23 protein-coding genes are annotated in these 25281 nt (G+C 60.6%); 20 read left to right on the top strand and 3 right to left on the bottom strand.

Annotated features, from left to right (window positions below):
* The first annotated feature begins 67 nt into the window (after positions 1 to 67).
* The 14 genes from ACMX25_RS21280 (at position 68) to ACMX25_RS21215 (ending at position 14836) form a co-directional block, all read left to right on the top strand.
* Positions 68 to 1318, top strand: coding sequence for an RluA family pseudouridine synthase (locus tag ACMX25_RS21280; RefSeq protein ID WP_414952055.1), 1251 nt, complete (start codon positions 68 to 70; stop codon positions 1316 to 1318).
* Positions 1319 to 1323: 5 nt separating this feature from the next.
* A complete protein-coding gene (pgeF, locus tag ACMX25_RS21275) occupies positions 1324 to 2217 on the top strand; it encodes a peptidoglycan editing factor PgeF (protein WP_414952054.1) in 894 nt (297 codons plus the stop codon).
* A 164-nt stretch (positions 2218 to 2381) separates the two neighbouring features.
* The gene (locus ACMX25_RS21270) at positions 2382 to 2630 is read left to right on the top strand and encodes a hypothetical protein (protein ID WP_414952053.1); all 249 of its coding nucleotides are present in this window, start codon (positions 2382 to 2384) and stop codon (positions 2628 to 2630) included.
* A 13-nt stretch (positions 2631 to 2643) separates the two neighbouring features.
* Positions 2644 to 4623, top strand: a complete 1980-nt coding sequence (gene phaC / locus ACMX25_RS21265) for a class I poly(R)-hydroxyalkanoic acid synthase (protein WP_414952052.1) — start codon at positions 2644 to 2646, stop codon at positions 4621 to 4623.
* A 305-nt stretch (positions 4624 to 4928) separates the two neighbouring features.
* On the top strand, positions 4929 to 6110 hold the full coding sequence (locus ACMX25_RS21260) for an acetyl-CoA C-acetyltransferase (protein ID WP_414952051.1): 1182 nt from the start codon (positions 4929 to 4931) through the stop codon (positions 6108 to 6110).
* An 88-nt stretch (positions 6111 to 6198) separates the two neighbouring features.
* Positions 6199 to 6939 (top strand): 3-ketoacyl-ACP reductase, encoded by a 741-nt coding sequence (locus tag ACMX25_RS21255; protein ID WP_414952050.1) that lies wholly within the window; start codon positions 6199 to 6201, stop codon positions 6937 to 6939.
* Between the two features lie 174 nt (positions 6940 to 7113).
* Positions 7114 to 7731 (top strand): polyhydroxyalkanoate synthesis repressor PhaR, encoded by a 618-nt coding sequence (gene phaR / locus ACMX25_RS21250; RefSeq protein ID WP_414952049.1) that lies wholly within the window; start codon positions 7114 to 7116, stop codon positions 7729 to 7731.
* Positions 7732 to 8128: 397 nt separating this feature from the next.
* Positions 8129 to 9193: a tRNA dihydrouridine synthase gene (locus ACMX25_RS21245; RefSeq protein WP_414952048.1), complete on the top strand. Its 1065-nt coding sequence runs from the start codon at positions 8129 to 8131 to the stop codon at positions 9191 to 9193.
* Between the two features lie 116 nt (positions 9194 to 9309).
* Positions 9310 to 10701, top strand: coding sequence for a 30S ribosomal protein S12 methylthiotransferase RimO (gene rimO / locus ACMX25_RS21240; protein WP_414952047.1), 1392 nt, complete (start codon positions 9310 to 9312; stop codon positions 10699 to 10701).
* Positions 10702 to 10748: 47 nt separating this feature from the next.
* Positions 10749 to 11936, top strand: a complete 1188-nt coding sequence (gene bktB / locus ACMX25_RS21235) for a beta-ketothiolase BktB (protein ID WP_414952046.1) — start codon at positions 10749 to 10751, stop codon at positions 11934 to 11936.
* Between the two features lie 26 nt (positions 11937 to 11962).
* A complete protein-coding gene (locus ACMX25_RS21230; RefSeq protein WP_414952045.1) occupies positions 11963 to 12634 on the top strand; it encodes a hypothetical protein in 672 nt (223 codons plus the stop codon).
* Between the two features lie 89 nt (positions 12635 to 12723).
* Positions 12724 to 13920, top strand: a complete 1197-nt coding sequence (locus tag ACMX25_RS21225) for a cystathionine beta-lyase (protein ID WP_414952044.1) — start codon at positions 12724 to 12726, stop codon at positions 13918 to 13920.
* A 113-nt stretch (positions 13921 to 14033) separates the two neighbouring features.
* Positions 14034 to 14348, top strand: coding sequence for a type II toxin-antitoxin system TacA family antitoxin (locus tag ACMX25_RS21220; RefSeq protein ID WP_414952043.1), 315 nt, complete (start codon positions 14034 to 14036; stop codon positions 14346 to 14348).
* Positions 14345 to 14836, top strand: a complete 492-nt coding sequence (locus ACMX25_RS21215; RefSeq protein WP_414952042.1) for a GNAT family N-acetyltransferase — start codon at positions 14345 to 14347, stop codon at positions 14834 to 14836. The genes ACMX25_RS21220 and ACMX25_RS21215 overlap by 4 nt, the downstream gene beginning before the upstream one ends.
* A 21-nt stretch (positions 14837 to 14857) precedes the next feature.
* Here ACMX25_RS21215 and serB read toward each other — a convergent pair whose 3' ends face one another.
* Positions 14858 to 15706: a phosphoserine phosphatase SerB gene (gene serB / locus ACMX25_RS21210; RefSeq protein ID WP_414952041.1), complete on the bottom strand. Its 849-nt coding sequence runs from the start codon at positions 15704 to 15706 to the stop codon at positions 14858 to 14860.
* A 129-nt stretch (positions 15707 to 15835) separates the two neighbouring features.
* On the opposite strand from serB, the gene ACMX25_RS21205 reads away from it, so the two are divergent.
* Positions 15836 to 17074, top strand: coding sequence for a cytochrome P450 (locus ACMX25_RS21205; RefSeq protein WP_414952040.1), 1239 nt, complete (start codon positions 15836 to 15838; stop codon positions 17072 to 17074).
* A 32-nt stretch (positions 17075 to 17106) separates the two neighbouring features.
* On the opposite strand, the gene ACMX25_RS21200 is transcribed toward ACMX25_RS21205, so the two are convergent.
* Positions 17107 to 17400, bottom strand: coding sequence for a BrnA antitoxin family protein (locus tag ACMX25_RS21200; RefSeq protein ID WP_414952039.1), 294 nt, complete (start codon positions 17398 to 17400; stop codon positions 17107 to 17109).
* Positions 17401 to 17878: 478 nt separating this feature from the next.
* Entirely contained in the window at positions 17879 to 18829 is a 951-nt protein-coding gene (locus ACMX25_RS21195) for a LysR family transcriptional regulator (RefSeq protein WP_414952038.1), read from the bottom strand.
* Positions 18830 to 18964: 135 nt separating this feature from the next.
* On the opposite strand from ACMX25_RS21195, the gene ACMX25_RS21190 reads away from it, so the two are divergent.
* The 5 genes from ACMX25_RS21190 to ACMX25_RS21170 all read left to right on the top strand — a co-directional run bounded on the left by ACMX25_RS21190 (position 18965) and on the right by ACMX25_RS21170 (position 25255).
* Positions 18965 to 19981: a zinc-binding alcohol dehydrogenase family protein gene (locus tag ACMX25_RS21190; RefSeq protein ID WP_414952037.1), complete on the top strand. Its 1017-nt coding sequence runs from the start codon at positions 18965 to 18967 to the stop codon at positions 19979 to 19981.
* A gap of 183 nt (positions 19982 to 20164) precedes the next feature.
* A complete protein-coding gene (locus ACMX25_RS21185) occupies positions 20165 to 20749 on the top strand; it encodes a DUF6013 family protein (RefSeq protein ID WP_414952036.1) in 585 nt (194 codons plus the stop codon).
* A gap of 232 nt (positions 20750 to 20981) precedes the next feature.
* Positions 20982 to 21905, top strand: a complete 924-nt coding sequence (gene ku, locus ACMX25_RS21180; RefSeq protein WP_414952035.1) for a non-homologous end joining protein Ku — start codon at positions 20982 to 20984, stop codon at positions 21903 to 21905.
* A gap of 67 nt (positions 21906 to 21972) precedes the next feature.
* Positions 21973 to 24882 carry a DNA ligase D gene (gene ligD, locus ACMX25_RS21175; protein WP_414952034.1) on the top strand — a complete coding sequence of 970 codons (2910 nt, stop codon included), beginning with the start codon at positions 21973 to 21975 and terminating at the stop codon, positions 24880 to 24882.
* Positions 24883 to 24928: 46 nt separating this feature from the next.
* Positions 24929 to 25255 carry a hypothetical protein gene (locus ACMX25_RS21170; protein ID WP_414952033.1) on the top strand — a complete coding sequence of 109 codons (327 nt, stop codon included), beginning with the start codon at positions 24929 to 24931 and terminating at the stop codon, positions 25253 to 25255.
* The last annotated feature ends 26 nt before the right edge of the window (positions 25256 to 25281 follow it).

Raw genomic sequence — 25281 nt, 5'->3', positions numbered from 1 at the left:
CGGCTCGCATCAGTGCTTGCATTTTCTAGCTCATGCCTTTCTGGCTAATTCCCAGCTTTTCAGTCTAATGACCCGCTCAAGTACAAGTCGTACCAAAGATCGCAGCAAAGATTATAGCCCAAGCGCATCGGCCGACGACGCACGTCCGGACGATTTGACCGAACCGGCCGCTGAGCCGGACGCGCCAAGCGAAACTCACGGCAAACCCGTGCCCACCAACCTGCACGAGCGCCGCGCCGACGCTGAAACGCCGCGCACGATCATCGTCCCCGACGAGTACGCCGGCGAGCGCCTCGACAAAGTCATGGCGCGTTTATTCCCCGAGTTTTCGCGCAGCCGCCTGCAGACCTGGATTGATGCGCAACGCGTGGTGGTCGACGGCGCGCCCGCGAAGATCCGGCAGCCGGTGCCATTGGGCGCGACCATTACGCTGATCCCCGATTTGCTGCCCGAACAGCTTGCGTTCACACCGGAGCCGGTGCCGCTTGAGATCGTCTATGAAGATGACGCGCTCGTGGTCATCAACAAGCCCGCGGGCATGGTCGTGCATCCGGCCGCGGGAAACTGGAGCGGCACGCTGCTTAACGGCTTGTTGTATCGATACGGCGATGCGGCCGCCGGCTTGCCACGCGCGGGCATTGTGCATCGGCTGGATAAGGAGACGTCAGGGCTGATGGTGGTGGCACGCACGCTCGAAGCCCAAACCATTCTGACGCGGCAGCTGCAGGCCCGCACGGTGAAGCGCCGTTACGTCGCGCTGGTGTGGGGGACGATGCCGGACGAAGGCACCATCGATGCCCCGATTGGCCGCGATCCGCGTGACCGCACGCGTATGGCGGTGGTGGAGAGCGCATCGGGGAAATACGCCCGCACGCACTATCGCACCATCGACCGCGCGATGTGGAACAACCAGCCCGTGTCCGCGGTTCACTGCGATCTCGATACCGGCCGTACTCACCAGATCCGCGTGCATTGCGCGCATATCCGTCATCCGTTGCTGGGCGATCCGATCTACGGCCACGCACGTGGCAAGCGGTCGGTCCAGCCGTTGCCGGACGGGTTCAATCGGCAGGCGTTGCATGCGTGGCGGCTCGGGCTGATTCATCCCACCACGGGCCGCGACATCAGCTGGCGCGCTGACGTGCCGGACGATATTGAAGCGCTCGCGGCGGAACTCGGTCTGGGTCGAGACGAAGCGACGGATCTCGATCCGGAAGACGCAGATTTCATCGATGAAGACGATGGCGGCGTGCAGGCGCGCGGTGGCTGGGACGAGTCGCAGCCCATCGAATACGACGATGATGACGACGAGGAATAAAGCAAATGGTGACGTCATTCGGGGCTGATTTAGCGTCCAGCTTCACGGCTAAGTTTGCTGATTACCCGCCGCTTCGCAATGACGATTGCCTCTGGCCCGACTGGTCCAGCGCTCATGCTGCGGTGTCGCCGCGAGTGAGGGCGCTTGCGACCACGCGCAACGGCGGCGTCAGCGCCGCGCCGTATGGCGGCGTGAACGGCAGCGGCGGCCTCAACCTGGGCCTGCGTACGGGTGACGAGCCCGACGCCGTGATTGAAAATCGCAGGCGTGTCGTGGAACTTACCGGCGCTCCGGTTGCATGGCTCGAGCAAGTGCATGGCGCACGGATCAAAGATGCCGGATCGGTGATCGACCGCTGCGCCGGTTCTCCCGAATCGGTGGTCAAGGCAGACGCCGCGGTGACGGATCGCGCGGGAGTCGTGTGCGCCGTGATGATCGCGGACTGCCTGCCGGTACTTTTCTGCGATGCAACCGGCCGTGCCGTCGGCGCAGCGCATGCAGGCTGGCGTGGACTGGCGGCCGGAATAGTGGAAAAGACGGCGGAGCGGGTCGCGCATCTCGCCGGCGTGCAGGCCAGCACCGTGCACGCATGGCTGGGTCCGGCAATTGGTCCGACAGCGTTCGAGGTGGGTGAGGACGTGCTCGACGCGTTCGTTGCTGCGGCGGACCGTGCATATCGTGATGCGACCGTTGCGGCGTTTGCCCGGCGCGAAGAGAAACACAAATATCTCGCCGATCTCTATGCACTCGCCCGTTTGCGCCTGCAACGGGCAGGCGTGCTGCCCGAGCATATCCACGGCGGCACGTTTTGCACGATGACTGACGTGGACCGGTTCTATTCGTATCGACGGGATCGGACAACGGGGCGCATGGCCGCGATGATCTGGCTGGCAGAGTAAACCCCTGACCAGTCCCGGGTACTTTCCGGCTCAAAACACCTATATGACCTGATGTGCGCCTACGCTGTAGGCGCACGTTTTTTGCTGCGCGGCTAAAACGTGGCTGGCCGTGACAGAAGCGCCTTATCCCGTCCCTATGTCACCCTTATGTTGCGCAACAATTCTTGACATTCATCAGCGCGTTACATCGGGAAAACGATGATGAAAAAAATATCGCACTGCGTCAAAATCAAGGCGACGCATTGACACGCCTTGCACCGTGGAGCAAGAATGTTTCACAAAAGCGCACGGCGGGGCAACGTCACATCATCGCGGTCGGGCGTTTAGCGGCCCGGCACAACGATCACAACGATCACGACGACGCGGCTCCACGTCACGCCTGCATCAGCAACTCAGTCTCTCGGGACGCTTAGGTCAAACGCGGATATGGCTGCCTCCAGATCATCATCTTCATCGTCACCGGGTTCATCACGTCCATCCGATGCCAAGTCAACACCTGGCGCACCGGCTGCGCCTTTTGGAATGCCTGCCGCAGATCCAGCGGCCGTGCAAAAGATGTTCGAGCAATGGCTCAACACATGGCGCGCGGTAGCGGACCCGGCCCAGTGGCAAAAGATTGCTGCCCAGGCGAATCCGGGCCAGGTGGAATCGCCGGGACCGGTATCGGCTAATCCGTTTGCGGCGCTGGGTGGTTTTCCGAGCTTTCCCGGGTTTGCTGGTTTTCCGGGCATGAGCGGCGGTAACGGCGGTAGTAGCAGCGCCCAGTTGCCGTTTGCAATGCCAGCGATGCCGAATATTCCGACCGCCGCTATCGCGCCGCAGCGCCTGCAGGAACTCCAGTCCAGTTTCTCGCGCGATGCCGCGGAACTCATCAAGCAGGCCACTGAGCGAAGCATCGACCTGACGACGCTGAAAGACCGGCGCTTCAGCGCGCCCGCGTGGCAATCCGCGCCCGGTTTCGCATTCGCTGCCGCGTGGTATGTGCTGAACGCTCGTTATTTGCAGGAGCTCGCGGAATCGGTCGAAGCCGATCACAAGACTCGCGAACGAATCAGGTTCGCCGTGCAGCAGTGGGCAGCCGCGGCATCGCCAAGCAATTACATCGCGTTGAATCCGGATGCGCAGAAAGCGCTGATCGAAAGCCGCGGCGAAAGTCTGCAAAAGGGCATGATGAATCTGCTCGCCGACATGCAGCGCGGCAAGATCCAGCAAAGCGATGAATCGGGGTTTGTGGTCGGCAAGAACATTGCGACTACGCAAGGCTCAGTCGTGTTTGAGAACGACTTGCTGCAACTGATCCAGTACACACCGCGCACGGCGACCGTGAAAGAGCGGCCGCTGTTGATCGTGCCGCCGTGCATCAACAAGTTCTACATCCTCGACCTGCAGCCGGAAGGCTCGCTTGTTGGCCATGCGCTTGATGCCGGCCATCAGGTTTTCATGATCTCGTGGCGTAATGCCGATGCATCGATCGCGCACAAGACCTGGGACGATTACATCGATGAAGGCGTGCTTACGCCTATCAATGTCGTCAAGCAGATCAGTGGCCGCGAGCAGATCAACACGCTCGGCTTCTGCGTCGGCGGCACGATGCTCGCAACTGCCCTGGCCGTGCTGGCCGCGCGTGGCGAACATCCCGTTGCATCCATGACGCTGCTGACCGCCATGCTCGATTTTTCCGACACGGGCGTGCTCGATGTGTTCATCGATGAGCAGCATGTGCAGATGCGCGAGCAGACCATTGGCGGCAACGGTGGCAAGCCGCCAGCGCTGATGCGCGGTGTCGAGTTCGCCAACACGTTCTCGTATCTGCGCCCGAACGACCTGGTGTGGAATTACGTGGTGGACAACTACCTGAAGGGGCGCACGCCACAGGCGTTCGACCTGCTTTACTGGAACAGCGATTCAACTAATCTGCCGGGCCCGATGTTCGTCTGGTATCTGCGTAACACGTATCTGGAGAATCGCCTGCGCAATCCGGGCGAACTGACTGCATGCGGTGAGCAGGTGGATTTGTCGAAGATCGATGTGCCGACGTTCCTGTACGGTTCGCGCGAGGATCACATCGTGCCGTGGACGGCGGCTTACGCGTCCGCACCTTTGCTGACCGGGCCGCAGACGTTCGTGCTCGGGGCATCGGGACACATTGCGGGCGTGATCAATCCGCCCTCGAAGAACAAGCGCAGTTTCTGGCTTCTCGATAACGCCGATAAAACCCTGCCCGAAGACCCCGATACATGGTTCGAAGGCGCGACTGAACATCCGGGTAGCTGGTGGCCGACGTGGACGCAATGGCTCGATGGCTACGGCGGCAAGAAAGTAAAGCCGAAGGCAAGCTTGGGGTCCGAGGATTTTCCGGTGATCGAGCCGGCGCCGGGACGTTATGTCCTGCAACGGGATCAATAAGATTTTTGGGTGATCTGACCGGCTGAACACGTTTTCAATTAGCGGCCGGCGCAGGTCATGCGGATCGGACCCGATTGCATTTCAGGCGCGACAGCGCAACAGTATCCGACGTGCCGTTTTATTGCAGTTGCTGAAACCCGAAGTAACCTGAAGAAACAGTAACGCCAGCGCTGTTGAGAGCGTCGCCTGCACGGGTTGAATACGGCGCAGGCAAACAAGGGGCAAGCGCGAACACGCATCCAGCCGGCCACGCAGTCAGCCGGCTAAACCCGGGCTACCACTTTCGATTCTCAAAGGAAACTGAAATGACAGACGTAGTGATCGTATCGGCCGCACGGACGGCCGTCGGCAAATTTGGCGGGTCGCTGGCTAAAATCGCCGCACCCGATCTGGGCGCACTCGTGATTCGCGCGTTGCTCGAGCGATCGAACCTCAAGCCGGAGCAGATCAGTGAAGTGATTCTCGGCCAGGTTCTGACGGCGGGCTCCGGCCAGAATCCGGCACGCCAGTCGCTGATCAAGGCCGGCTTGCCCACTTCGGTGCCGGGCATGACCATCAACAAGGTGTGCGGATCGGGCCTGAAGGCCGTGATGCTGGCGGCGAACGCAATTATTGCGGGCGATGCTGACATCGTGATTGCCGGCGGTCAGGAAAACATGAGCGCCGCGCCGCACGTGCTGCCGGGCTCGCGCGACGGTTTTCGCATGGGCGACGCGAAGCTGATCGATTCGATGATCGTGGACGGCCTGTGGGACGCGTTCAACTCGATCCATATGGGCGTCACGGCGGAAAACGTCGCGAAGGAATACGGCATTACGCGTGGAGCGCAGGATGCGTTTGCGGCGCTGTCGCAGAACAAGGCGGAAGCGGCGCAGAAGTCGGGCCGTTTCAACGATGAAATCGTGCCCGTTGAAATTCCTCAACGCAAAGGCGAGCCGCTGCGTTTTGCCACCGACGAATTCGTGCGTCATGGCGTGACGGCTGAGTCGCTGGCGGGCTTGAAGCCTGCGTTCTCGAAGGAAGGCACCGTGACCGCGGCAAACGCCTCGGGTCTTAACGATGGCGCGGCTGGCGTGATCGTGATGTCGGCGAAAAAAGCCGAGGCGCTTGGTCTCACGCCGATCGCGCGCATCAAGGCGTACGCAAACGCGGGTGTCGATCCGAAAGTGATGGGCATGGGCCCGGTGCCGGCATCGAAGCGTTGCCTGGAACGCGCGGGCTGGTCGGCTTCGGACCTCGACCTGATGGAAATCAACGAAGCATTTGCAGCGCAGGCGCTGGCCGTGCATCAGCAAATGGGCTGGGACACGTCGAAGGTCAACGTGAACGGCGGGGCGATCGCGATCGGTCATCCGATTGGTGCATCCGGCTGCCGGATTCTCGTTACGCTGCTGCACGAAATGCAGAAGCGCGATGCGAAGAAAGGACTGGCGTCGCTGTGTATCGGCGGCGGTATGGGCGTGGCGCTCGCAGTAGAGCGGCCGTAGGGAGACAGTGCGTTATGCACCGCGCGCCGCGGTTCGGGTGGCAGGCAAGCCCGACTGCAGGCGCGCATAACGATAAACGGAGCGAGCAATGACGAAACGAGTAGCGTATGTGACGGGTGGCATGGGCGGCATTGGTACGAGTATCTGCCAACGGCTGCATAAGGACGGCTACACGGTCGTCGCGGGTTGCGGTCCGAATTCGCCGCGCCGGGTCAAATGGCTCGACGAGCAAAAGGTGCTGGGTTACGAGTTCATCGCCTCCGAAGGCAATGTGGGTGACTGGGAGTCGACCAAGAACGCTTTCGACAAGGTCAAGGCTGAAGTCGGCGAAGTCGACATTCTGGTGAACAACGCGGGCATCACGCGCGACGTCGTGTTCCGGAAGATGACGCACGAAGACTGGACTGCGGTTATCGATACCAACCTGACGAGTCTCTTCAACGTGACCAAGCAGGTTATCGATGGCATGGTCGAGCGTGGTTTTGGACGCGTGATCAATATTTCGTCGGTGAATGGTCAGAAAGGACAGTTCGGCCAGACCAACTATTCCACCGCGAAGGCCGGTATTCACGGCTTTACGATGGCGTTGGCGCAGGAAGTGGCGACCAAGGGCGTGACGGTCAATACCATTTCGCCGGGGTACATCGGGACGGACATGGTGAAGTCGATCCGCCCTGATGTGCTGGAGAAAATCGTCGCGACCATTCCGGTTCGCCGGCTTGGACGGCCGGAAGAAATTGGTTCGATCGTGGCGTGGCTGGCTTCGGAGGAATCGGGCTTTTCAACGGGCGCCGATTTCTCGCTGAATGGCGGCTTGCACATGGGGTAAGGGTGTTTCAGGCGGCGCGCCATCAGGTTGTGCGCGCTGCCCGTCTCGCGTCGGAGCGGGGCGTTGCAACTGGATGCCGGGTCACCGGCACCGACTACGAACCGGCGGCTTGCGTCGCTTTCAATCACGCGGAGTCCGTCGGCACAGTTTGAGTTTTGCGTTTAAAGGCGTTACATGACCACTACAAAGAAATCCGCCGAACGACTCATAAAAAAATATCCGAATCGCCGGCTCTACGATACCGAAACCAGTACCTACATCACGCTTTCCGACGTCAAACAGCTCGTGCTCGACCAGGAAGAGTTCAAGGTCATGGACGCCAAGTCCGCCGAGGATCTGACGCGCAGCATCCTGTTGCAGATCATTCTGGAAGAAGAAAGCGGTGGCTTGCCGATGTTTTCATCGGTCATGCTCTCGCAGATCATCCGCTTCTATGGCAACGCGATGCAGGGCATGATGGGGACATATCTGGAAAAGAATATCCAGGCGTTCATCGACATCCAGCACAAGCTCACCGACCAGTCGAAGGGGTTGATCGACGGTAATGCGGTGCCGCTCAACCCTGAGGTCTGGTCGCAGTTCATGAACATGCAGGCGCCCATGATGCAGGGGATGATGACGAGCTATATCGAGCAATCGAAGAACATGTTCGTGCAGATGCAGGAGCAGATGCAGACCCAGGCGAAGTCGATGTTCAACACGTTCCCGTTTCCGACGCCGGGGACGACGGGTGCGGCCGGGACGCCGACAACTGCTACGACTCCGCCGGATAGCACGCCGGAGAAGAAGTAAGCTGGTGTGGGGTGGTTTGAAGGGAGACTTGCGACGGCTTGGAAAGCCTCGCGGGTCGGGGATAGGCGCGCAGGATTCGAGCGCGCGTCACTGACGGTACAATACAGGTTCACAGCGCCCGAGCCGTATACTTCGTTCTGGTGGGGCGTTTACCGCGCCGGTTCCGGCCTTTTCAAGAGTCTGCTGTCGTGCTTGCAATCGGCGATGCTAACGGCAGCACGTGCCGCCGTCGTGCTTGTCAGCTTCGTGCGTGTCCTCTGCGCAAACACCGACCGGCATTCACATCCTCAGAGAGCACAACATGTCCTGTATCGCCACGCCCGTCACTCCGAAAGCCGGCTTTGTCTCGCTCGCATAACCGCAAGTTTCGCAAACACAGCTTATGCGCAGTTCCCGCATGAGCCGGCTATTTCTTGCGCCCATGGAAGGGCTTGCGGACTACGTGCTGCGTGACGTGCTGACCAGCACAGGCGGATTCGACGCCTGCGTGTCCGAATTCGTCAGGGTGACCGGTTCAGTGCTCCCCCGAAGTGTCTACGAGAGAGATACCCCCGAAGTCCTGCACGGAGGCCGTACGCCCGGCGGCGCGCCAATGGTGATCCAATTGCTCGGCAGCGATCCTGATTGGATGGCGCTTAACGCGGGCACCGCGGCCAGTTTGTCGCCGCATGGAATCGATTTGAATTTCGGCTGCCCCGCCAAAATCGTCAATCGGCACGGCGGCGGCGCGATGCTCCTGGCGCACCCTGAACAACTGAACCGGATCGTGTCGTCCGTGCGCGCAGCGGTGCCCGCCGGCATCGCCGTGACGGCAAAAATGCGGCTTGGCGTGTCAGATACTTCGCTCGCAATCGACTGCGCCACGGCGCTGGCAGAAGGCGGCGCTGCGTCGCTTGTCGTGCACGCCAGAACGCGTGACGACGCCTACCGGCCGCCGGCCCACTGGGAGTGGATCGCCCGTATCGATGCCGCCGTGGACGTGCCGGTCGTGGCTAACGGAGAAGTCTGGACCGTCGCCGACTGGGAGCGATGCCGGGCGGCCAGCGGCTGCGTGGACGTGATGATCGGGCGCGGCGCCGTCTCTGATCCCTTCCTGGCGTTGCGTATCCGCGGATTGATGGACAGGACGCCCTCCAGCGAGGAATGGCCGGCCGTGCTGGGTCAACTCGCCGATTACCTGCGTAAATTGCAAGTCCGTGTCGCGTCCCGTCATGAACATGGACGCGTCAAGATGTGGCTCAGCTATCTGAAGCGCACCTGGGCGGAGGCTGCCGAGCTTCACGCCGCCATCCGGCGCTTGCATGATCCGCGCGAAATTCTTGAAGTGATCGAGCGCGCGATGTCGGTTCGTGACTTGGTGCCAGACTTGATTCCGGCATATCCACGCATGGCGCTCGCTCCGCTCGATCCATCAATGCCCTACCGCCCGGCCGGCCCCGGCTTCGCTGGCGCGGTACAATAAACGGTTGCGTGCGCGGGACATTGTCCGGGCGTGGTCCTTACGGACATCGGACCTCTTGGCCTTGCCGCACCGTCCCCATTTGTCGCCATCGTCACCGCTATACGCCGGACTCACCTATGTCGCAGACCATTTCCCCCGCCGTGCCGACCGTTTCGGCCCCTAAAGTCGGGTTCGTTTCACTCGGATGTCCAAAAGCCTTGGTGGATTCCGAGCAGATCATCACCCAACTGCGCGCGGAAGGTTACGAGATCTCTCCCTCCTACGACGGCGCTGATCTCGTCGTGGTCAACACCTGCGGTTTTATCGATGAAGCGGTGCAGGAAAGTCTCGACGCCATCGGCGAGGCGCTCCACGAGAATGGCAAGGTGATCGTGACCGGTTGTCTCGGTGCAAAAAAAAGCGCGAGCGGCACAGGCCTGATCCAGGAAGTGCATCCGAAAGTGCTGGCCGTCACCGGGCCGCACGCAACGGCCGAAGTCATGAGCCACGTGCACCTGCATTTGCCCAAGCCGCATGATCCATTCATCGATCTCGTGCCACCCGCCGGCATCAAGCTGACGCCGCGGCATTACGCGTATCTGAAGATATCGGAAGGATGTAACCACCGGTGCACGTTCTGCATCATCCCGTCCATGCGCGGCGATCTGGTCTCGCGCCCGGTGGCCGACGTGATGCTCGAAGCCGAGAACCTGTTCAAATCCGGCGTCAAGGAACTGCTCGTGATTTCGCAGGATACGAGCGCCTATGGCGTCGATGTCAAATATCGCACCGGGTTCTGGAACGGCAAGCCGATCAAGACGCGCATGACGGACCTCGTCGGTGCGTTGGGCGAACTCGCGGTGCAATACGGCGCGTGGGTCCGCTTGCATTACGTGTACCCGTATCCGAGCGTGGACGAAGTCATCCCGATGATGGCCGAAGGTCCGTTGAAGGGCCACGTGCTGCCATATCTGGACGTGCCGTTCCAGCACGCGCACCCCGAAGTGCTCAAGCGCATGAAGCGTCCGGCGAACGCCGAGAAGGTGCTCGAGCGTGTGCAGAAGTGGCGCGCGATGTGCCCGGACCTGACCATTCGGAGCACGTTTATCGCCGGCTTCCCGGGTGAAACGGAAGAGCAGTTTCAGACGCTGCTGGACTTCCTTCGTATCGCCGATCTGGATCGGGTTGGATGTTTCGCCTATTCGCCGGTCGAAGGCGCAACGGCGAACGAACTCGATGGCGCGTTGCCTGACGAAGTGCGCGAGGAGCGTCGTGCACGATTCATGGAACTGGCCGAGGAGTTGTCGGCGGAACGCATGAAACGCAAGATCGGCAAGACGCTGAAAGTGCTCGTCGATGAACTCAGCAACGAAGGCGGTGTCGGCCGGACGGCGGCGGACGCGCCGGAGATCGACGGCGTGGTGTATATCGAGCCGGCAAAGAAGGCGTCGAAGCGCTACAAGGCGGGCGATTTCGTGTCGGTGAAAATCACCGGCGCCGATGGCCACGACCTGTGGGGCGAAGTCTGAGCGGCGGATTTAGCAAAGCACAAAACTACTGAGACGAAGGAGCTGTCATGGCGCAACGTGAAGTGATGGTGGTCAGCGGCGTGCGGACCGCAATTGGCGATTTCGGCGGTGCGCTGAAGGACTTCAGCCCGACGGATCTCGGCGCTCGCGTGGTGCGTGAGGTCTTGGCCCGCGCGAATGTATCGGGCGAGGATGTGGGTCATGTGGTGTTCGGTAACGTGATCCAGACCGAACCCAAGGACATGTACCTGGCGCGCGTCGCCGCGTTGAACGGTGGCGTGGCGCAACATGCGCCCGCGCTGACCGTCAACCGCCTGTGCGGTTCGGGCCTGCAGGCGATCGTCTCCGCTGCTCAATCCATTCTGCTTGGCGACACTGATGTCGCCATCGGCGGAGGCGCGGAAAGCATGAGCCGAGCGCCGTATCTCGCGCCGTCGGCGCGCTTCGGCCAGCGCATGGGCGACGCGCGTCTCATCGACATGATGCTCGGCGCGCTGCACGATCCCTTCGATGCAATCCACATGGGCGTGACGGCTGAAAACGTCGCCGCGAAGTACGGCATTTCGCGCGAGATGCAGGACGAGCTTGCGCTCGAATCGCATCGGCGCGCGGCGCGGGCTATCGAAGCGGGTTATTTCAAGGAACAGATTCTTGCGGTCACGCAGGCGTCGAAGAAAGGCGACGTCGTCTTCGATACCGACGAGCACGTTCGTCTGAACGCCACGCTCCAGGATTTCACGAAGCTCAAGCCTGTATTTGCCAAGGAAAACGGCACGGTGACGGCGGGTAATGCGTCGGGTATCAACGACGCGGCTGCGGCCGTCGTGTTGATGGAACGCGGTGCGGCTGAATCACGCGGCCTGAAGCCGCTCGCGCGGCTGGTCTCGTATGCGCACGCGGGCGTCGATCCGAAATACATGGGCATTGGTCCGATTCCGGCTACGCGCAAGGCGTTGGAGCGCGCAGGCTTGAACGTTGGCGACCTCGATGTGATCGAAGCTAATGAAGCGTTTGCGGCGCAGGCGTGCGCGGTATCGAAGGAACTGGAGATGGACCCCGCGAAGGTCAATCCGAACGGCTCGGGCATCTCGCTCGGTCATCCGATTGGCGCAACCGGCGCGTTGATCACCGTGAAGGCGTTGTACGAACTGCAGCGCGTGGGCGGACGTTATGCGCTGGTGACAATGTGCATTGGCGGCGGGCAGGGCATCGCGGCAATTTTCGAACGCGTATGAGCATGGTAAGGACAGGAAACTATTCGATGACGCAAATGAAAGTGGGGGCAGTCGCGGCGATGGCGGCAGCGCTATTGCTCGCCGGCTGTAATTCGGCGATGCCGCCGGACGGCAACCGGGCCGTGTCGGCGGCACGCGCAGCGGCTACGCCAGGCAATTTGGGCCTGCAGTCACCGGGTACGGCCGAAGCAATTGAAACGCTGGCGCTTCCGCCCGCTAAGCCGCTGACGCCCAATCCGGCTTACGCGCGTTTCCCGACCTATGTCGGCACGCTTGGCGACAAGCAGATCGAGATGAAGCTCGGCGATAAAACCGATGAGCGTACTGGCGTGCACGGCGAATACCGGTTCGCGGGGGCATCGACGGTCATTGTGGTTGCGGGGGATCGCGATGGCGATACGCTCGAGATCGAAGAGTCGAATGACGGCACGCACATTACGGGCAACTGGGTCGGCAAGTTTGCAGCCGATGGCAGCGTGTCGGGCGAACGCATGAACGCCGACGATTCCAATCCGCTGCCCTTCGACCTCAAGCCGCTCGGGTCGGGTCTTACGCCTGCCCCTGCTCCGGCCACAGGGGCGGTTGCACCGAAGGCGCCGCAATCGGCTGCGCCATCGCTGGAGCCCGCGCCTCCGCCCGCTCCTCCGGCAGCGGGCCACGCGCTGGGCGGGACCAGCAATGTAATCATCGGCGAGTGAAATACGAACTCGCCGTTCGATGTAACACGGCGTCATCGGCTTCACGCGATGACGCTTTTTTCTTATAGCCTCGAACAAGCAGGACACTCATGACCGATTCCAGCAATTCGTCCAATGCGCGCAGCCTGCAGACCCGCATCGTTCATCCGGAGGATCAGTTGACCCCCGGTTTTGATTCGTTCTCGATGCCGGTTACACGGGCGTCGACCGTGGTGTTTCCGGATCTCGCCACCATGCGCGCGCTCGTCTGGAGCGACGATAGTCAATGGCGATACGGCCTCCATGCCACGCCCACATCGCTCGCGCTGGCGCAGCGGCTGGCGGTGATCGAGGGCGGCAAGCATGCGCTGCTGCAGCCTTCGGGGTTATCGGCTATATCGAACGTGTATTTCGGCTTGGTGAAGGTGGGCGATCACGTGATGATCCCCGACAACGCGTACTCGCCGAATCGCGATCACGCGGACTGGCTCGTGGCGGATTTCGGGCTCGAAGTCACGTATTACGATCCGATGATCGGCGCGGGCATCGACGCGTTGATCCGGTCGAACACCAGGCTGATCTGGCTCGAAGCGCCGGGTTCGGTGACCATGGAAGTGCAGGACGTACCCGCGATCACGAAGGTCGCGCGGGCGCGCAATATCTTGACCGCTATCGACAACACGTATTCGGCCGGTCTCGCATTCAAGCCGTTCGAGCATGGCGTCGATATCTCGGTGCAGGCGCTGACGAAATACCAGTCCGGTGCAAGCGACATCCTGATGGGCGCGACCATCACCGCCGACAAAGCTATCCACTTGCGATTGAAGAGTGCGCGGATGCGCATGGGGATTGGCGTGTCCTCGGATGATTGTTCGCTCGTGCTGCGCAGTTTGCCGAGCATGCAAATCCGCTTCGACGCTCATGACCGGACGGCGCTCGCGCTGGCTCAGTGGCTCAAGGCGCGCCCGGAGATTTCAGCGGTGCTGCATCCAGCGTTGACGGATTGCCCGGGTCACGAATTCTTCAAACGCGATTTCACGGGGGCGGGTGGACTGTTCTCCGTGGTCTTCGATAAACGCTACAGCCCGGCGCGGATCGATACCTTTGTCGAAGCGCTGGAAAACTTCGCTATCGGCTGGAGCTGGGGCGGCGCGAATAGTCTGGCAATGCCGTACGACATCAAGTCGATGCGCACCGCGGGAAGTTGGCCGCATGACGGCGTGCTGGTGCGGTTTTATATCGGGCTGGAAGATGAGGCCGATCTGCGTGCGGATCTGGAGCAGGCGCTCGCGGGGTTGGAAGGGTAAAAGGGGTCCTTTATTCGTTGACGTGCGCCGGCGCTGGATTGTCAGCACCGGCGTGAATTGGCCGAGTTTCGGGGGCAATTTTTTCGTAATGACAATGTCATTGCGGAGCTATAATGATGCCTCTTTGGAGAAACAATATGCCAACGCCACGTACCAGCTCCGCCACGCGTGATACGCTCAACATCAGAATAAAGCCCGAGGAACGCAGCCTGATAGACCGCGCGGCGAAGGCGCGCGGCAAGAACCGAACGGATTTCATCCTTGAGGCGGCCCGCTCCGCAGCGGAAGAGGCGTTGCTTGACCAAGTCTTGATTGTGGCAAGCCCCGAAGCTTATGCGGCGTTTCTCGCCCGGCTCGACGCGCCAACCCGTGGCAATGAACGTCTGCTTAAGACGATGAATACCCCGCCGCCCTGGGACGACGCGTGACTTTTTCAGCACCTGCGCCACTGACCGAGCACCACAGCACGGAATCTTTCGACTGCGGCGTCGATAGTCTCAACCAGTGGCTTAAACGACGAGCCCTGAAAAATCAAATTACCGGCGCGTCGCGTACCTTTGTTGTCTGCGAGGACCGTCGAGTCCTGGCGTACTACGCGCTGGCGTCGGGAGCTGTCGTTGCCGACGGAGTGACAGGTAAATTTCGCCGCAATATGCACGATCCAATTCCGGTCATCGTCCTGGCGCGGCTCGCCGTAGATCATTCCAGACATGGCAAAGGATGGGGGCGTGCATTGATTCGCGATGTCGCATTACGTGCTGTCCGCGCAGCCGATTTGATTGGTGTGCGTGGGCTTATCGTCCATGCGCTTTCGGCAGAGGCAAAAGCTTTTTACGAGCAGATGGGTTTTGAACCCTCGCCTCTTGATCCGATGATGCTTCAGATCGTTCTCGCCGATCTTGGGCAAGGCAGTTAGCGAACTGCCGGCGGGGCCCGTTCAAAACAGCCGCAGCAGCCCGTCCAGTCCTACGAAGTTCAACGCCAGTCCTGCCGCTTCGCGCACCACCGGCTTCGCCCGGAACGCCACCGACAAGCCCGCTTCCGCCATCATCTTCAGGTCGTTCGACCCGTCGCCCATGGCGATCGAGCGCTGTGGATCAATACCCAGTTGCGTGCACGTTTCACGCAGCGTCCGCGCCTTGACATCGGCATTGACGATCTCGCCGCTGACCTTTCCGGTCAGCTTGCCATCGACTATTTCGAGCGTATTCGCGCGCGTGAAATCTAGCCCTAGGCGCGCCTTCAGTTTCTCCGTAAAGAACGTGAAACCGCCGGATACCAGCAGGGTTTTCAATCCCGCCGCCTTCGCGCCCGCGAGCATGATTTCGGCGCCCGGCGACAAACGCAGCCGTTCTTCATAAACCCGTTCCAACGCGCTCGCATCGAGGCCCTTCAGCAGCGCGACCCGCCGCGTCAGGCTCTCGTTGAAGTCCTTGATCTCGCCGCGCATTGACGCTTCCGTGATCGCCGCAACCTCTGCTTTCAGGCCGCAAAAATCGGCGATCTCGTCAATACACTCGATCGTGATCAGCGTCGAATCCATGTCCATGGCGACGAGGCCGAAATCGCTCAGGCGCAATGCCGGGTCGATGAACGCGTAATCCAGCCGATGCGTGCCGCAATAAGCATCGATATCCGGACGCTGCAGCGGATCCGCACCGCTCAGGCGCAACACCCGGCCGGCATCCGCGCGCTCGCTCTGCTTGCCGTGCGTGCGGGCGAGGGCGGTGAGCGGCTTCAGGTGCGTATCGGCGATCGGATCGAGGCTTTGGATGACAAGGTTCATGACGGGCGGCGAGTGAGAAAAATAGCGTGGGAAAGGTGCGCAAGACCCGTCATTGTAATGGTCCCGACTGATGGCGGACCTGCGCGCCGCGCCGCTATGATGGTTGCCGATAAAACGACGGAGACTCGCATGACCCCGACCGAACGCGCGCTCGACTTCGATCTGCGCAAGCTCGACGCCGCGTTTTACGCCGATCCGTATCCGGTCTACGACGCGTTGCGCGTCAACGAGCCGATCAAGACGATGCCCGATGGCTCGTTGTTTCTGACGCGCTACCGCGACGTTCAGGCCGTGTATCGCGATCCGAAAACCTTCAGTTCGGACAAGACCGTGGAATTCGGCCCGAAGTATGGCGTCCAGACTCCGCTGTTCGCGCATCACACGACAAGTCTCGTTTTCAACGATCCACCGCGTCACACGCGTGTGCGCAAACTGATCGCGGGCGCGCTGACCGCGCGTGCGATTGCGGCAATGGAACCGGGTCTCGTGAGCTTGATCGATGGTCTTCTCGATCAGGCTGCCGCACGCGGCGAGATCGATTTAATCGATGATTTCGCATCAGCGATTCCAGTTGAAGTGATCGGCAACCTGCTCGACGTGCCGCATGATGAACGCGCGCCATTGCGCGACTGGTCGCTCGCGATTCTCGGCGCACTGGAGCCTGCGCTCACCCCGGAGCAGGAAGCGCGGGGGAATCGGGCAGTAACGGATTTCATCGATTATCTGGTGACGCTGGTTGCACGCCGTCGCGCGCATCCCGGCGATCCGCAACATGACGTGCTGACGCGGCTGATTCAAAGCGAAGCCGACGGGGAGCGCCTGGACGAAGCCGAGTTGCTGCACAACTGCATTTTTATCCTGAACGCGGGACACGAGACGACGACCAATCTGATCGGCAACGGCATCGTGTTACTCGCGCAATGGCCAGAGCAGCGGGCGCGGTTATTGGCGAATCCGGCGTCGATCGATAGTGCCATCGAGGAATGTTTGCGCTATGAAAGTTCGAATCAGCTGGGCAATCGGATCACGACCGTGGATACGCATATTGCCGGGATGCCGGTGGCGCGCGGAACGCCGGTGACACTGTGCATTGGGGCGGCGAATCGCGATCCGGAGCAGTTTGAGGCGGCGGATCACTTCGATATCGCTCGCGAGCCGAACCGGCATCTTGCGTTTGGGTTCGGGATTCATCAGTGCGCGGGGTTGTCGCTGGCGCGGCTGGAGGCGCGAATTGCGATCGGGCGGTTTGTTGCGCGGTTGCCGGATTACGAACTTGCAGGGAAGCCGGTGCGGGCGTCGCGGGCGCGATTTCGGGGATTTGTGAAGGCACCGGTGAAGGTGATTGAGGAAGGGGTAAAGGCGCCCTGAATGGCGCGCCTTTTTCCTCGCTTACTCCTATTTCAACGCATCAATCCGTGGGATTTCGCGTAGTCGCGCAACGCGGCATTCATTCGTGTTTGCCAGCCATCACCTTGCGCTTTATACGCGTCGACCACGTCCGGATCAATGCGCAGTTTGATGGGTAGCTTCGGATTCTCCAGCTTCGGCCGTCCGCGTGGACGCAGGATTTCTGCTGCTCGCTCGCGCCCGAACAGCTCCGGTAAAACGTCCGATGCAGACCGCGCACGGCCGAACTCGGCTTCACCCCATTCGGGGTTCTCGTCCAGCGCTTCTGGTTTGTTCTGTTTGCTCATACTGCTTTACCTCGCGAGAGTTCGCCTTCCGTAAACTAATAACGTGAATTTTGTTGCCGCGCGGTGTGAAAACCAGCATGTGTAGCCGGTCGGTATCACGCCGAGAGCCTGATACCTGCGCTCGGTATACGCGTTGCGGCAATCTTCAACAATCAAGGCACTCGACATGACAAATTCGTGGACTGCCTCGAACGATAGGCCACGTTCCTGAATATTTGCTTCGCTCTTTTGGACGTTATACGAAATGCCCATGAATGATGTACCCCCCAAATAACGGTGAGTACAAGGATTATTTGTACACCCAAAATTTATATGTGTTTTGGCTGAAAAAACCGCGAACACGAGGACAGCAAGATGAATTTCCGAGGGATGCACGCGACTGGCGCGCCGGCTCCAATTCGTCATTGCATTGCAATAATCCCGCTCGCCCAAGATTTTAAGAATACGCAAATTCCTATTTGCATTTACGGGACGATGGCTACCGCATCACTCGTTGCGGGTCGACGTCCCAGTAAGGCGGATCGCCGAAATGCTCAATCAGGAAATCGATAAACGCCGTTGTTTTCGGCGGCACGAATGCGCGGCTTGGGTAGATCGCCCAGATCGCCACCGTTTCTGCGAGCGGATAGCTATCGAGCACGGTTACCAGTTCGCCGCTGTGCAGAAACGGCGCCACGCTCCACGTCGATTTCAACCCGATCCCAAACCCGTCAACCAACGCATCCCGGATGACTTCGCCGTTGTCCGTTTCGAGCCGGCCGGACACGCGCACATCGATAGTCCCGGTCGGCGTGACAAACGCCCAATCCCGTTGACCCGACAAAATCGCGCACTCGTGCAGCGCGAGATCGGCGGGGTGGCGCGGCGTGCCGTGCGCAGCGAGATACGCGGGCGACGCACACAACACGCGTCGATTGCTAGCGAGTTTTTTCGCGACGAGCGTCGAATCCTTTAGCGCGCCAAGACGCACCGCCAGATCGATGCCTTTATCGACGAGATCGACTATCTGGTCAGTCAGGCGCAAGTCCAGACTCACGCCCGGATAGCGCCGCAAGAACTCGGGAATGACCGGCGAGACATGCTGCCGCCCGAGCGAAGACGGCATGGTCACGCGCAAACGTCCTTGTGGTTGCTCGAACGCGCGTCCAACCGAAGCGCGGGCGGCATCGGCGGCGTCGAGCAGTGCGCGGGCGTGCCTCGCGAAAATCTCGCCTTCCTGCGTGACGCTGATGCGCCGCGTCGTCCGATGTAAAAGCCGCGCGCCAAGCTGCCGTTCGAGTTGCGCAAGCCGGGCGCTCGCGACTGCAGCGGACAAGCCGAATTCCCGCCCCGCCGCGGACAGGTTCGATAAAGCCGCGGACCGCACGAACAGTGCGACATCCAGCAAGTCGAGCTGCGCCTTATGAGGTAATTCGTTCACCCTGTCCATTTTCGTCATCTTCGTGATTTTCAATAAAATGTTTCAACGATTATGACGGTTTCACGCGAAGCTGAAAGCCCTTAACATCGGGTTCATGCATTGCGTTGCACATCCGACGCTTGAACCACCCTAAGGAGCTATTCCATGAAAGCCATTGCCCTGACCCGTTACCTGCCCATCTCAAACCCGGAATCGTTGATGGATGTGGAAATGGACAAACCCACACCGGCCGGCCGCGACTTGCTGGTAAAGATTGAAGCGATCGGCGTGAACCCCGTCGATACAAAAGTGCGTGCGCCAAAGGACAAGGTCGAGGAAACGCCGCGCGTGCTGGGCTGGGACGCATCGGGCGTGGTCGAAGCGGTCGGCCCGGACGTGACGCTGTTCAAAGTGGGCGATCCCGTCTTTTATGCCGGCAGCATCACGCGGCCGGGTACGAACAGCGAGTTCCATCTGGTCGATGAACGTATCGTTGGCGTGAAGCCTGGCTCGCTCGACTTCTCGCACGCAGCGGCCTTGCCGCTCACGACGATTACCGCATGGGAAGCCCTGTTCGACCGGCTGGGGGTATCGGCGGAAGGGCACGACGCGGGCAAGTCCGTGCTGATCGTGGGCGGCGCCGGCGGCGTGGGTTCGATCGGTATCCAGCTCGCGAAAAAAGTCGCGAAGCTGAAGGTGATCGCGACGGCATCGCGGCCGGAGTCGGCGAAGTGGGCGACCGAGCTGGGCGCGGACCATATCGTCGATCACTTCGGCGACATGCCGAAGCAACTGAAGGACGCGGGCTTCGAGCAAGTCGACTACGTGCTGATTTTCAACGACACGGACAAACATTTTCCGGCCGCTGCCGCTGTCATTGCACCGCAAGGGGGCATCTGTACGATCGTCGAAAACGCCAAGCCGATTGCCGTTGAATTGCTGAAAGCGAAAAGCGCCGCGTTCCATTGGGAGTTCATGTTCACGCGCTCGATGTTCGGCACGCCCGACATGATCGAACAACATAAGCTGTTGACCGAAGTGGCGCGACTGATCGACGCAGGCACGATCAAGACAACACTCGGCCGTGACCTCGGCAAGATCAATGCGACGAACCTGCGCGAAGCGCACCGCCTTTTGGAAGAAGGGCGTGCGATTGGAAAACTGGTGCTGACCGGTTTCTGATTGGCCATTCGTTGAGCGTTACGATCGGCGAATTCGTTGCAGGCCGCATGCGCGCCACGGGTTTCCCATGAGAAACCCGTGGTGCGCGTCGCGCTAGACTGATCGCGCCACACGCACGGCGCGGCCACCCCGGCGCTGTTGCTGGTTTCCTGGCGTGACGGATGCAAACGGAGGGGTTTTCGCATGATCGATCGTTCGGGTTTTATTCAGGTTGGCTGGTCTTCGCAAACTCGTGTGATTGCCGCAAGCGCCGCGATTGCGCTGCTGGCTTGCGTGGTTGAACCAGCCGCTCATGCGACTCCCAGCATCAAGGTGCTGTCGGAAGTCGCCTACGACGGGCCGATCAAATACACGGTGAAGATGGCGTCGAAGAACTGGGGCAGCGCGCAGGAAACGCGCACGATCCGCTCGGGCCAGACCGATGACTTCACCTGGCAAAGCAAGCCTGCCGGTGGTTCGCTGAATGTTCCGGATGCGTGTCCGGACGTGGATGCAATCCGCAACGCAAGCGGCACGACGGTGCGTCAGGTGAAGATCCGTTTCGCGGCGGTGGTCGCGAGCAGCGGGGACGCCGATGTCCAGTTGAGTTTCCAGGGCCACGCGCCGCGCCCGGCCTCGGCGGTTATCGTGGGCGGAAAAAAGCTTCAATGTCCTACCGATAACTTCTTTAGCCAGATGGTCCATTTCACGATGCCCACCGGCGGCGCCGGCAAAGACATCACGCTCAGCGACGGCACAAAACTCACGATCAGCGCGAGCCGGAAATAAGGTCTCGCCCGGCGAGGTTAGCAAGGCCGGCGACTTGCACCTTGCGTACAAGGTCGTGCGGTTTGCTCGCATCCGCTTGCTCACATAAGGGCCCGCTCTAGCCGGCGCGCTTGTCCCATCTGGCACGTTTTCTGCAACCCGATAACGATCATGCGTCTATCGGCGCGTGCTAATCGTTGTTGCCGTTCGTCCTGTCACGCCGTCAGAGCGGCTTTCGAAAAGGTCATTCGCGATGCCACACATGATCTGGAAAGGCGCGATCAGCTTTGGGCTGGTTCACGTCCCCGTGCAGCTGTATCCGGCCACGCAGTCGGAGAAGGTCGGCTTTAACCTGCTCGACAAGCGCTCGATGGACCCCATCGGCTATAAGCAATTCAACAAGAACACGGGTAAAGACGTCACGCGCGACAACATCGTTCGTGGCTTCGAGTACGAGAAAGGCAAATACGTCGTGATGAGCGATGCCGAGATCCGTTCGGCTAATCCGGAATCGACGCAAACCGTGGACATCCTCGCGTTCGTCGAAGCGCCCGAAATCTCGTTTCTTTCCCTCGATACCCCGTATTACCTCGCGCCCGATCGCAAGGGCGAGAAAGTGTATGCGTTGTTGCGCGATGCGTTGAAGGCGTCGGGAAAGGTCGGGATAGCTAACGTGGTGCTGCACAACAAACAGCATCTCGCCGCGTTGATTCCGGTGGGTCCGGCGCTCGCGCTCAATACGCTGCGCTGGGCCGATGAAGTGCGCGAGTTCGATGACTTCAAGTTCCCGGACGAAAACTCGAAGAAGGCGGGAGTATCGCCGAAAGAGCTGGAGATGGCGCAGCGATTGATCGATGACATGAGCGATACATGGAACCCGCACGACTATCACGACACGTTCCGTGAAGACATCATGGCGCTCGTCAACAAGAAGGTGAAGGAAGGCAATACGGAGGAAGTGTCGGAGGTGGAAGAAGGCACGCCGCGCAAGGCGTCGGCAGAGATCCTCGACTTGTCCGAACTCTTGAAGCGCAGCTTGAAGAAGGGTAAGCCGACGAAACGCGGCGCTAAAACTGCCAGCAGCGCCGAGGATGACACGGCCGACGCCGAGGCTGATGCGCCCGAACCCGCGTCCAAACCGGCACGCAAGACAACGACGCGGCGCAAACGCGCATAAGGCGGTCGTCGTGCGCTGAATCACGCGTTAGACCTCATCTGAACGCATTACGAAAAGCGATCCGCTAATGGCCGATAAACTCGACACCTATCAGCGCATGAGGCGCTTCAACCAGACGCCCGAGCCTTCCGGCCAGGCGGCTGACAAGGCCAAGGTCCGGCGTGCGTCGAAGAAGGCTCAGGCGAGCGCGCTTTCGTTCGTTATCCAGGAACACGATGCACGGCGTCTTCATTACGATTTTCGTCTGGAACTCGACGGCACGCTGAAATCCTGGGCTGTACCGAAGGGGCCGAGTCTCGATCCGTCGGTGAAACGGCTGGCTGTGCATGTGGAAGATCATCCGGTCGATTACGGCTCGTTCGAAGGCAGTATCCCCGAGGGAAATTACGGCGCGGGCAGTGTGATCGTGTGGGATCGAGGGACGTGGGAGCCGCAGGCCGGCACGATTGATGAAGCTCGTGAAACGTACGCAAAGGGCAAGCTCAAGTTCATCCTGCACGGCGAAAAACTGCACGGCGGCTGGACGCTCGTACGCAGCAACATGCGTGGCAATAGCGACATAGAGCAGTGGCTGCTGATCAAGGAACGCGACGACGAAGCGCGCAACGAGGCCGATTACGACGTACTGCTGAAGCAACCGGGCAGCGTGATGAGCGACTCGCTCGGCGCGCGCACGAAGAGCGGTGAAGTACGCGAAAGGACCGAGCGAAAGACCGCTGCCAAGGCGAGCGCAACGACCAGCAAAGCAACGAAAGCCGCACCACCGCCGAAGCGACCCGCTGTGAAGGATCAAGGCAAGAGCCCTGAGCGTCCGCGTCCGGATATCGTGGCGAACCGGAGCGACGAATCGCTTCGTACACTCGCCGAGAACCCTGCGATCCAGGACGCGGTGCGTGCGAAGCTTCCTGCTGCCATGAAACCTCAACTTGCGACGCTCGTGGACACGGCGCCATCGAGCGATGACTGGTCGTATGAAATCAAGTTCGATGGTTATCGGGTTCTCGTGCGCATCGATCGGCAGGCTGCATCGAAGGCAAAATCCACGCAGGTCTTCACGCGCAACGGCCATGACTGGACCGACAAGTTCAGCCGCCAGCTCAAGGCGTTGAACCTGCTCGATGTGGATAGCGCGTGGCTCGACGGCGAGGCGGTCGTGCTCGACGACAACGACCTGCCTAGCTTCCAGAAACTGCAGAACGCCTTCGATGCCAATCGCCCACAGGACATCGCTGTCTATTTCTTCGATATCCCTTACCTCAACGGTTACGACCTGCGTGGCGTGCCGCTGGTGCAGCGGAGAGCGATTTTGAAAGCGCTGCTGGAACCGGTCGATGACGACGCGCTGCGCTTCTCCGCCGACTTCGAATTCAGCGTCGATGATCTTTTGAAGAGCGCTTGCGACATGGCGCTGGAGGGGATCATCGGCAAACGGCGCGACAGCACTTATACGCCGGGGCGAAGCAGCGCATGGATCAAGCTTAAATGCCGGCGCCGGCAGGAGTTCGTGGTCGGCGGGTATTCGGAGCCGACGGGCAGTCGCGGGCAGTTTGGCGCGTTATTGCTCGGCGTGTACGACGCGAACGGCAAGCTGCAATACGCGGGTCGCGTGGGCAGCGGCTTCGATGCATCGACTCTGCGCGCGGTCAAAAAGCAACTCGATGCACGCGAAGTCAAGACCATGCCCTTCGCCAGCGCGCCCAAAGAACGCAGCCGCACGCCGGTGCATTGGGTCAAGCCGGAACTGGTCGCTGAATGCAATTTCGCTGAGTGGACGTCGGAGCGGATCGTGCGGCAAGCATCGTTCGTGAGCCTGAGGGACGACAAGCCGGCGCGGGAAATCGTCAAGGAAGTGCCGAAATCGACGAAGGAGGTTGCATTGGACGATGACAACGATCAGGACAAGAAACCAGCGAAGAAGACAGCGGCCAAGAGTGCCGCCAAAGCGACGCGCGCGGTGAAAGCGGCGACGAAAAAAACGTTGTCGAAGACAACCGATACGTCGAAACCTGCCAGTCAATCAGCGACGCCTTCAGCAAAAACCGCAAGGAATGCCGCCGCTAAAAAGACGGCGCGCAGTCCAGCTGGTACCGAGCTTGTAGCGGGCGTAAAGATCAGTCATCCCGATCGTGTGATCGATCCATCGGCAGGCACTCGCAAGCTCGATCTCGCGCTTTACTACGAGGCCGTCGCGCCATGGATGTTGCCGCATCTCAAAGACCGGCCGGTGTCGCTGGTGCGTGCGCCGGAGGATATCGGCGGCGAGTTGTTCTTTCAGAAGCACAGCGAAAAGCTGACCATTCCGAATGTGAAGCAACATCCGGGTATCGACCCTGGCCATCCCGCGCTCATCACGATAGAAAACGTCGGCGCACTCGTGGGCGCGGCGCAAATGGGCACGATCGAGATGCACACCTGGAATGCGCTCGCGGCCAAACTTGAGAAGCCCGACCGCATGGTCTTCGATCTTGATCCAGGCGAAGGGCTCGGCTGGGGCCGGATGCAGGAGGCCGCGCGCCTGACGCATGAATTGCTGATGGAACTCGGGCTTGAATCGTTTTGCAAGACGAGCGGCGGCAAGGGCTTGCATGTGGTCGTGCCGCTTACACCGCAAGCCGGCTGGGACGAGGTGAAGGGATTCTCGCAGGCGGTCGCGCAGCACATGGCCAGCACGCTGCCCAAGTATTTTTCCGCGAAGATGGGCAAGCAGAATCGGCGGGACAAGATCTTCGTCGATTACTTGCGCAACAACCGGGGCTCGAGCACGGTCGCCGCATTTTCGCTTCGCGCGCGGCCGGGCATGGGGGCGTCGGTTCCTATCGGATGGGATGAACTCGATGCCACTACGAGCGGCGATCAGTGGAACATCGGCAACCTGCATGAGCGCCTGGACGCGCTCAAAACCGATCCGTGGAGCCAATACGCGAAAACACGGCAACGCATCACTGCTGCCATGAAGAAGCGGCTTGATCTCGAGTGAACGAAGGGGAAGATCACCGCATCACGATCAACACAACGAGGTTGCAATGACGAAGCAAGGCAAGACATCGCACGACGCTGCCAGCGCCACGCGTCAGGGTCCGGCGCAGGACGGACGTGAACTCGAAAGCAAGCATCCGGCGCAGCAAAAACACGATGACGGCGCAGACGTGCCGCTGCCGCATGAAGCCGATCAGAGCCCTGAGTCGCAACAGGAAGACGAACCGCGTGAGGTCGGAGAGCAGGCTCACGAAGACCTGGAGCGTGGTTTGCAAGACACGGATCGCCGCGGCGGCGCGGAGTATCAGGAGCGCACGCAGGAACGCACGCAAACGGGTTCACCGACGGATCAAGGCCGTAAGCGCGAGCGGTGATGCGGCGCTGCCGCTTTGCTGCCCGT

Origin of the sequence: Caballeronia eucalypticola (genome assembly GCF_047608185.1) — a bacterium.
Classification (GTDB): Bacteria; Pseudomonadota; Gammaproteobacteria; order Burkholderiales; family Burkholderiaceae; genus Caballeronia.
The sequence above is the reverse complement of the archived record's forward strand: the minus strand, read 5'-3'. Positions and strand labels throughout refer to the sequence as shown.

Bases quoted from the DNA above. Each gene is read 5' to 3' on its own strand.
- ACMX25_RS21280 (WP_414952055.1), top strand. From the start codon at position 68: ATGACCCGCTCAAGTACAAGTCGTACCAAAGATCGCAGCAAAGATTAT.
- pgeF (WP_414952054.1), top strand. From the start codon at position 1,324: ATGGTGACGTCATTCGGGGCTGATTTAGCGTCCAGCTTCACGGCTAAG.
- phaC (WP_414952052.1), top strand. From the start codon at position 2,644: ATGGCTGCCTCCAGATCATCATCTTCATCGTCACCGGGTTCATCACGT.
- ACMX25_RS21260 (WP_414952051.1), top strand. From the start codon at position 4,929: ATGACAGACGTAGTGATCGTATCGGCCGCACGGACGGCCGTCGGCAAA.
- ACMX25_RS21255 (WP_414952050.1), top strand. From the start codon at position 6,199: ATGACGAAACGAGTAGCGTATGTGACGGGTGGCATGGGCGGCATTGGT.
- phaR (WP_414952049.1), top strand. From the start codon at position 7,114: ATGACCACTACAAAGAAATCCGCCGAACGACTCATAAAAAAATATCCG.
- ACMX25_RS21245 (WP_414952048.1), top strand. From the start codon at position 8,129: ATGAGCCGGCTATTTCTTGCGCCCATGGAAGGGCTTGCGGACTACGTG.
- rimO (WP_414952047.1), top strand. From the start codon at position 9,310: ATGTCGCAGACCATTTCCCCCGCCGTGCCGACCGTTTCGGCCCCTAAA.
- bktB (WP_414952046.1), top strand. From the start codon at position 10,749: ATGGCGCAACGTGAAGTGATGGTGGTCAGCGGCGTGCGGACCGCAATT.
- ACMX25_RS21230 (WP_414952045.1), top strand. From the start codon at position 11,963: ATGACGCAAATGAAAGTGGGGGCAGTCGCGGCGATGGCGGCAGCGCTA.
- ACMX25_RS21225 (WP_414952044.1), top strand. From the start codon at position 12,724: ATGACCGATTCCAGCAATTCGTCCAATGCGCGCAGCCTGCAGACCCGC.
- ACMX25_RS21220 (WP_414952043.1), top strand. From the start codon at position 14,034: ATGATGCCTCTTTGGAGAAACAATATGCCAACGCCACGTACCAGCTCC.
- serB (WP_414952041.1), bottom strand. From the start codon at position 15,706: ATGAACCTTGTCATCCAAAGCCTCGATCCGATCGCCGATACGCACCTG.
- ACMX25_RS21205 (WP_414952040.1), top strand. From the start codon at position 15,836: ATGACCCCGACCGAACGCGCGCTCGACTTCGATCTGCGCAAGCTCGAC.
- ACMX25_RS21200 (WP_414952039.1), bottom strand. From the start codon at position 17,400: ATGAGCAAACAGAACAAACCAGAAGCGCTGGACGAGAACCCCGAATGG.
- ACMX25_RS21195 (WP_414952038.1), bottom strand. From the start codon at position 18,829: ATGGACAGGGTGAACGAATTACCTCATAAGGCGCAGCTCGACTTGCTG.
- ACMX25_RS21190 (WP_414952037.1), top strand. From the start codon at position 18,965: ATGAAAGCCATTGCCCTGACCCGTTACCTGCCCATCTCAAACCCGGAA.
- ACMX25_RS21185 (WP_414952036.1), top strand. From the start codon at position 20,165: ATGATCGATCGTTCGGGTTTTATTCAGGTTGGCTGGTCTTCGCAAACT.
- ku (WP_414952035.1), top strand. From the start codon at position 20,982: ATGCCACACATGATCTGGAAAGGCGCGATCAGCTTTGGGCTGGTTCAC.
- ligD (WP_414952034.1), top strand. From the start codon at position 21,973: ATGGCCGATAAACTCGACACCTATCAGCGCATGAGGCGCTTCAACCAG.
- ACMX25_RS21170 (WP_414952033.1), top strand. From the start codon at position 24,929: ATGACGAAGCAAGGCAAGACATCGCACGACGCTGCCAGCGCCACGCGT.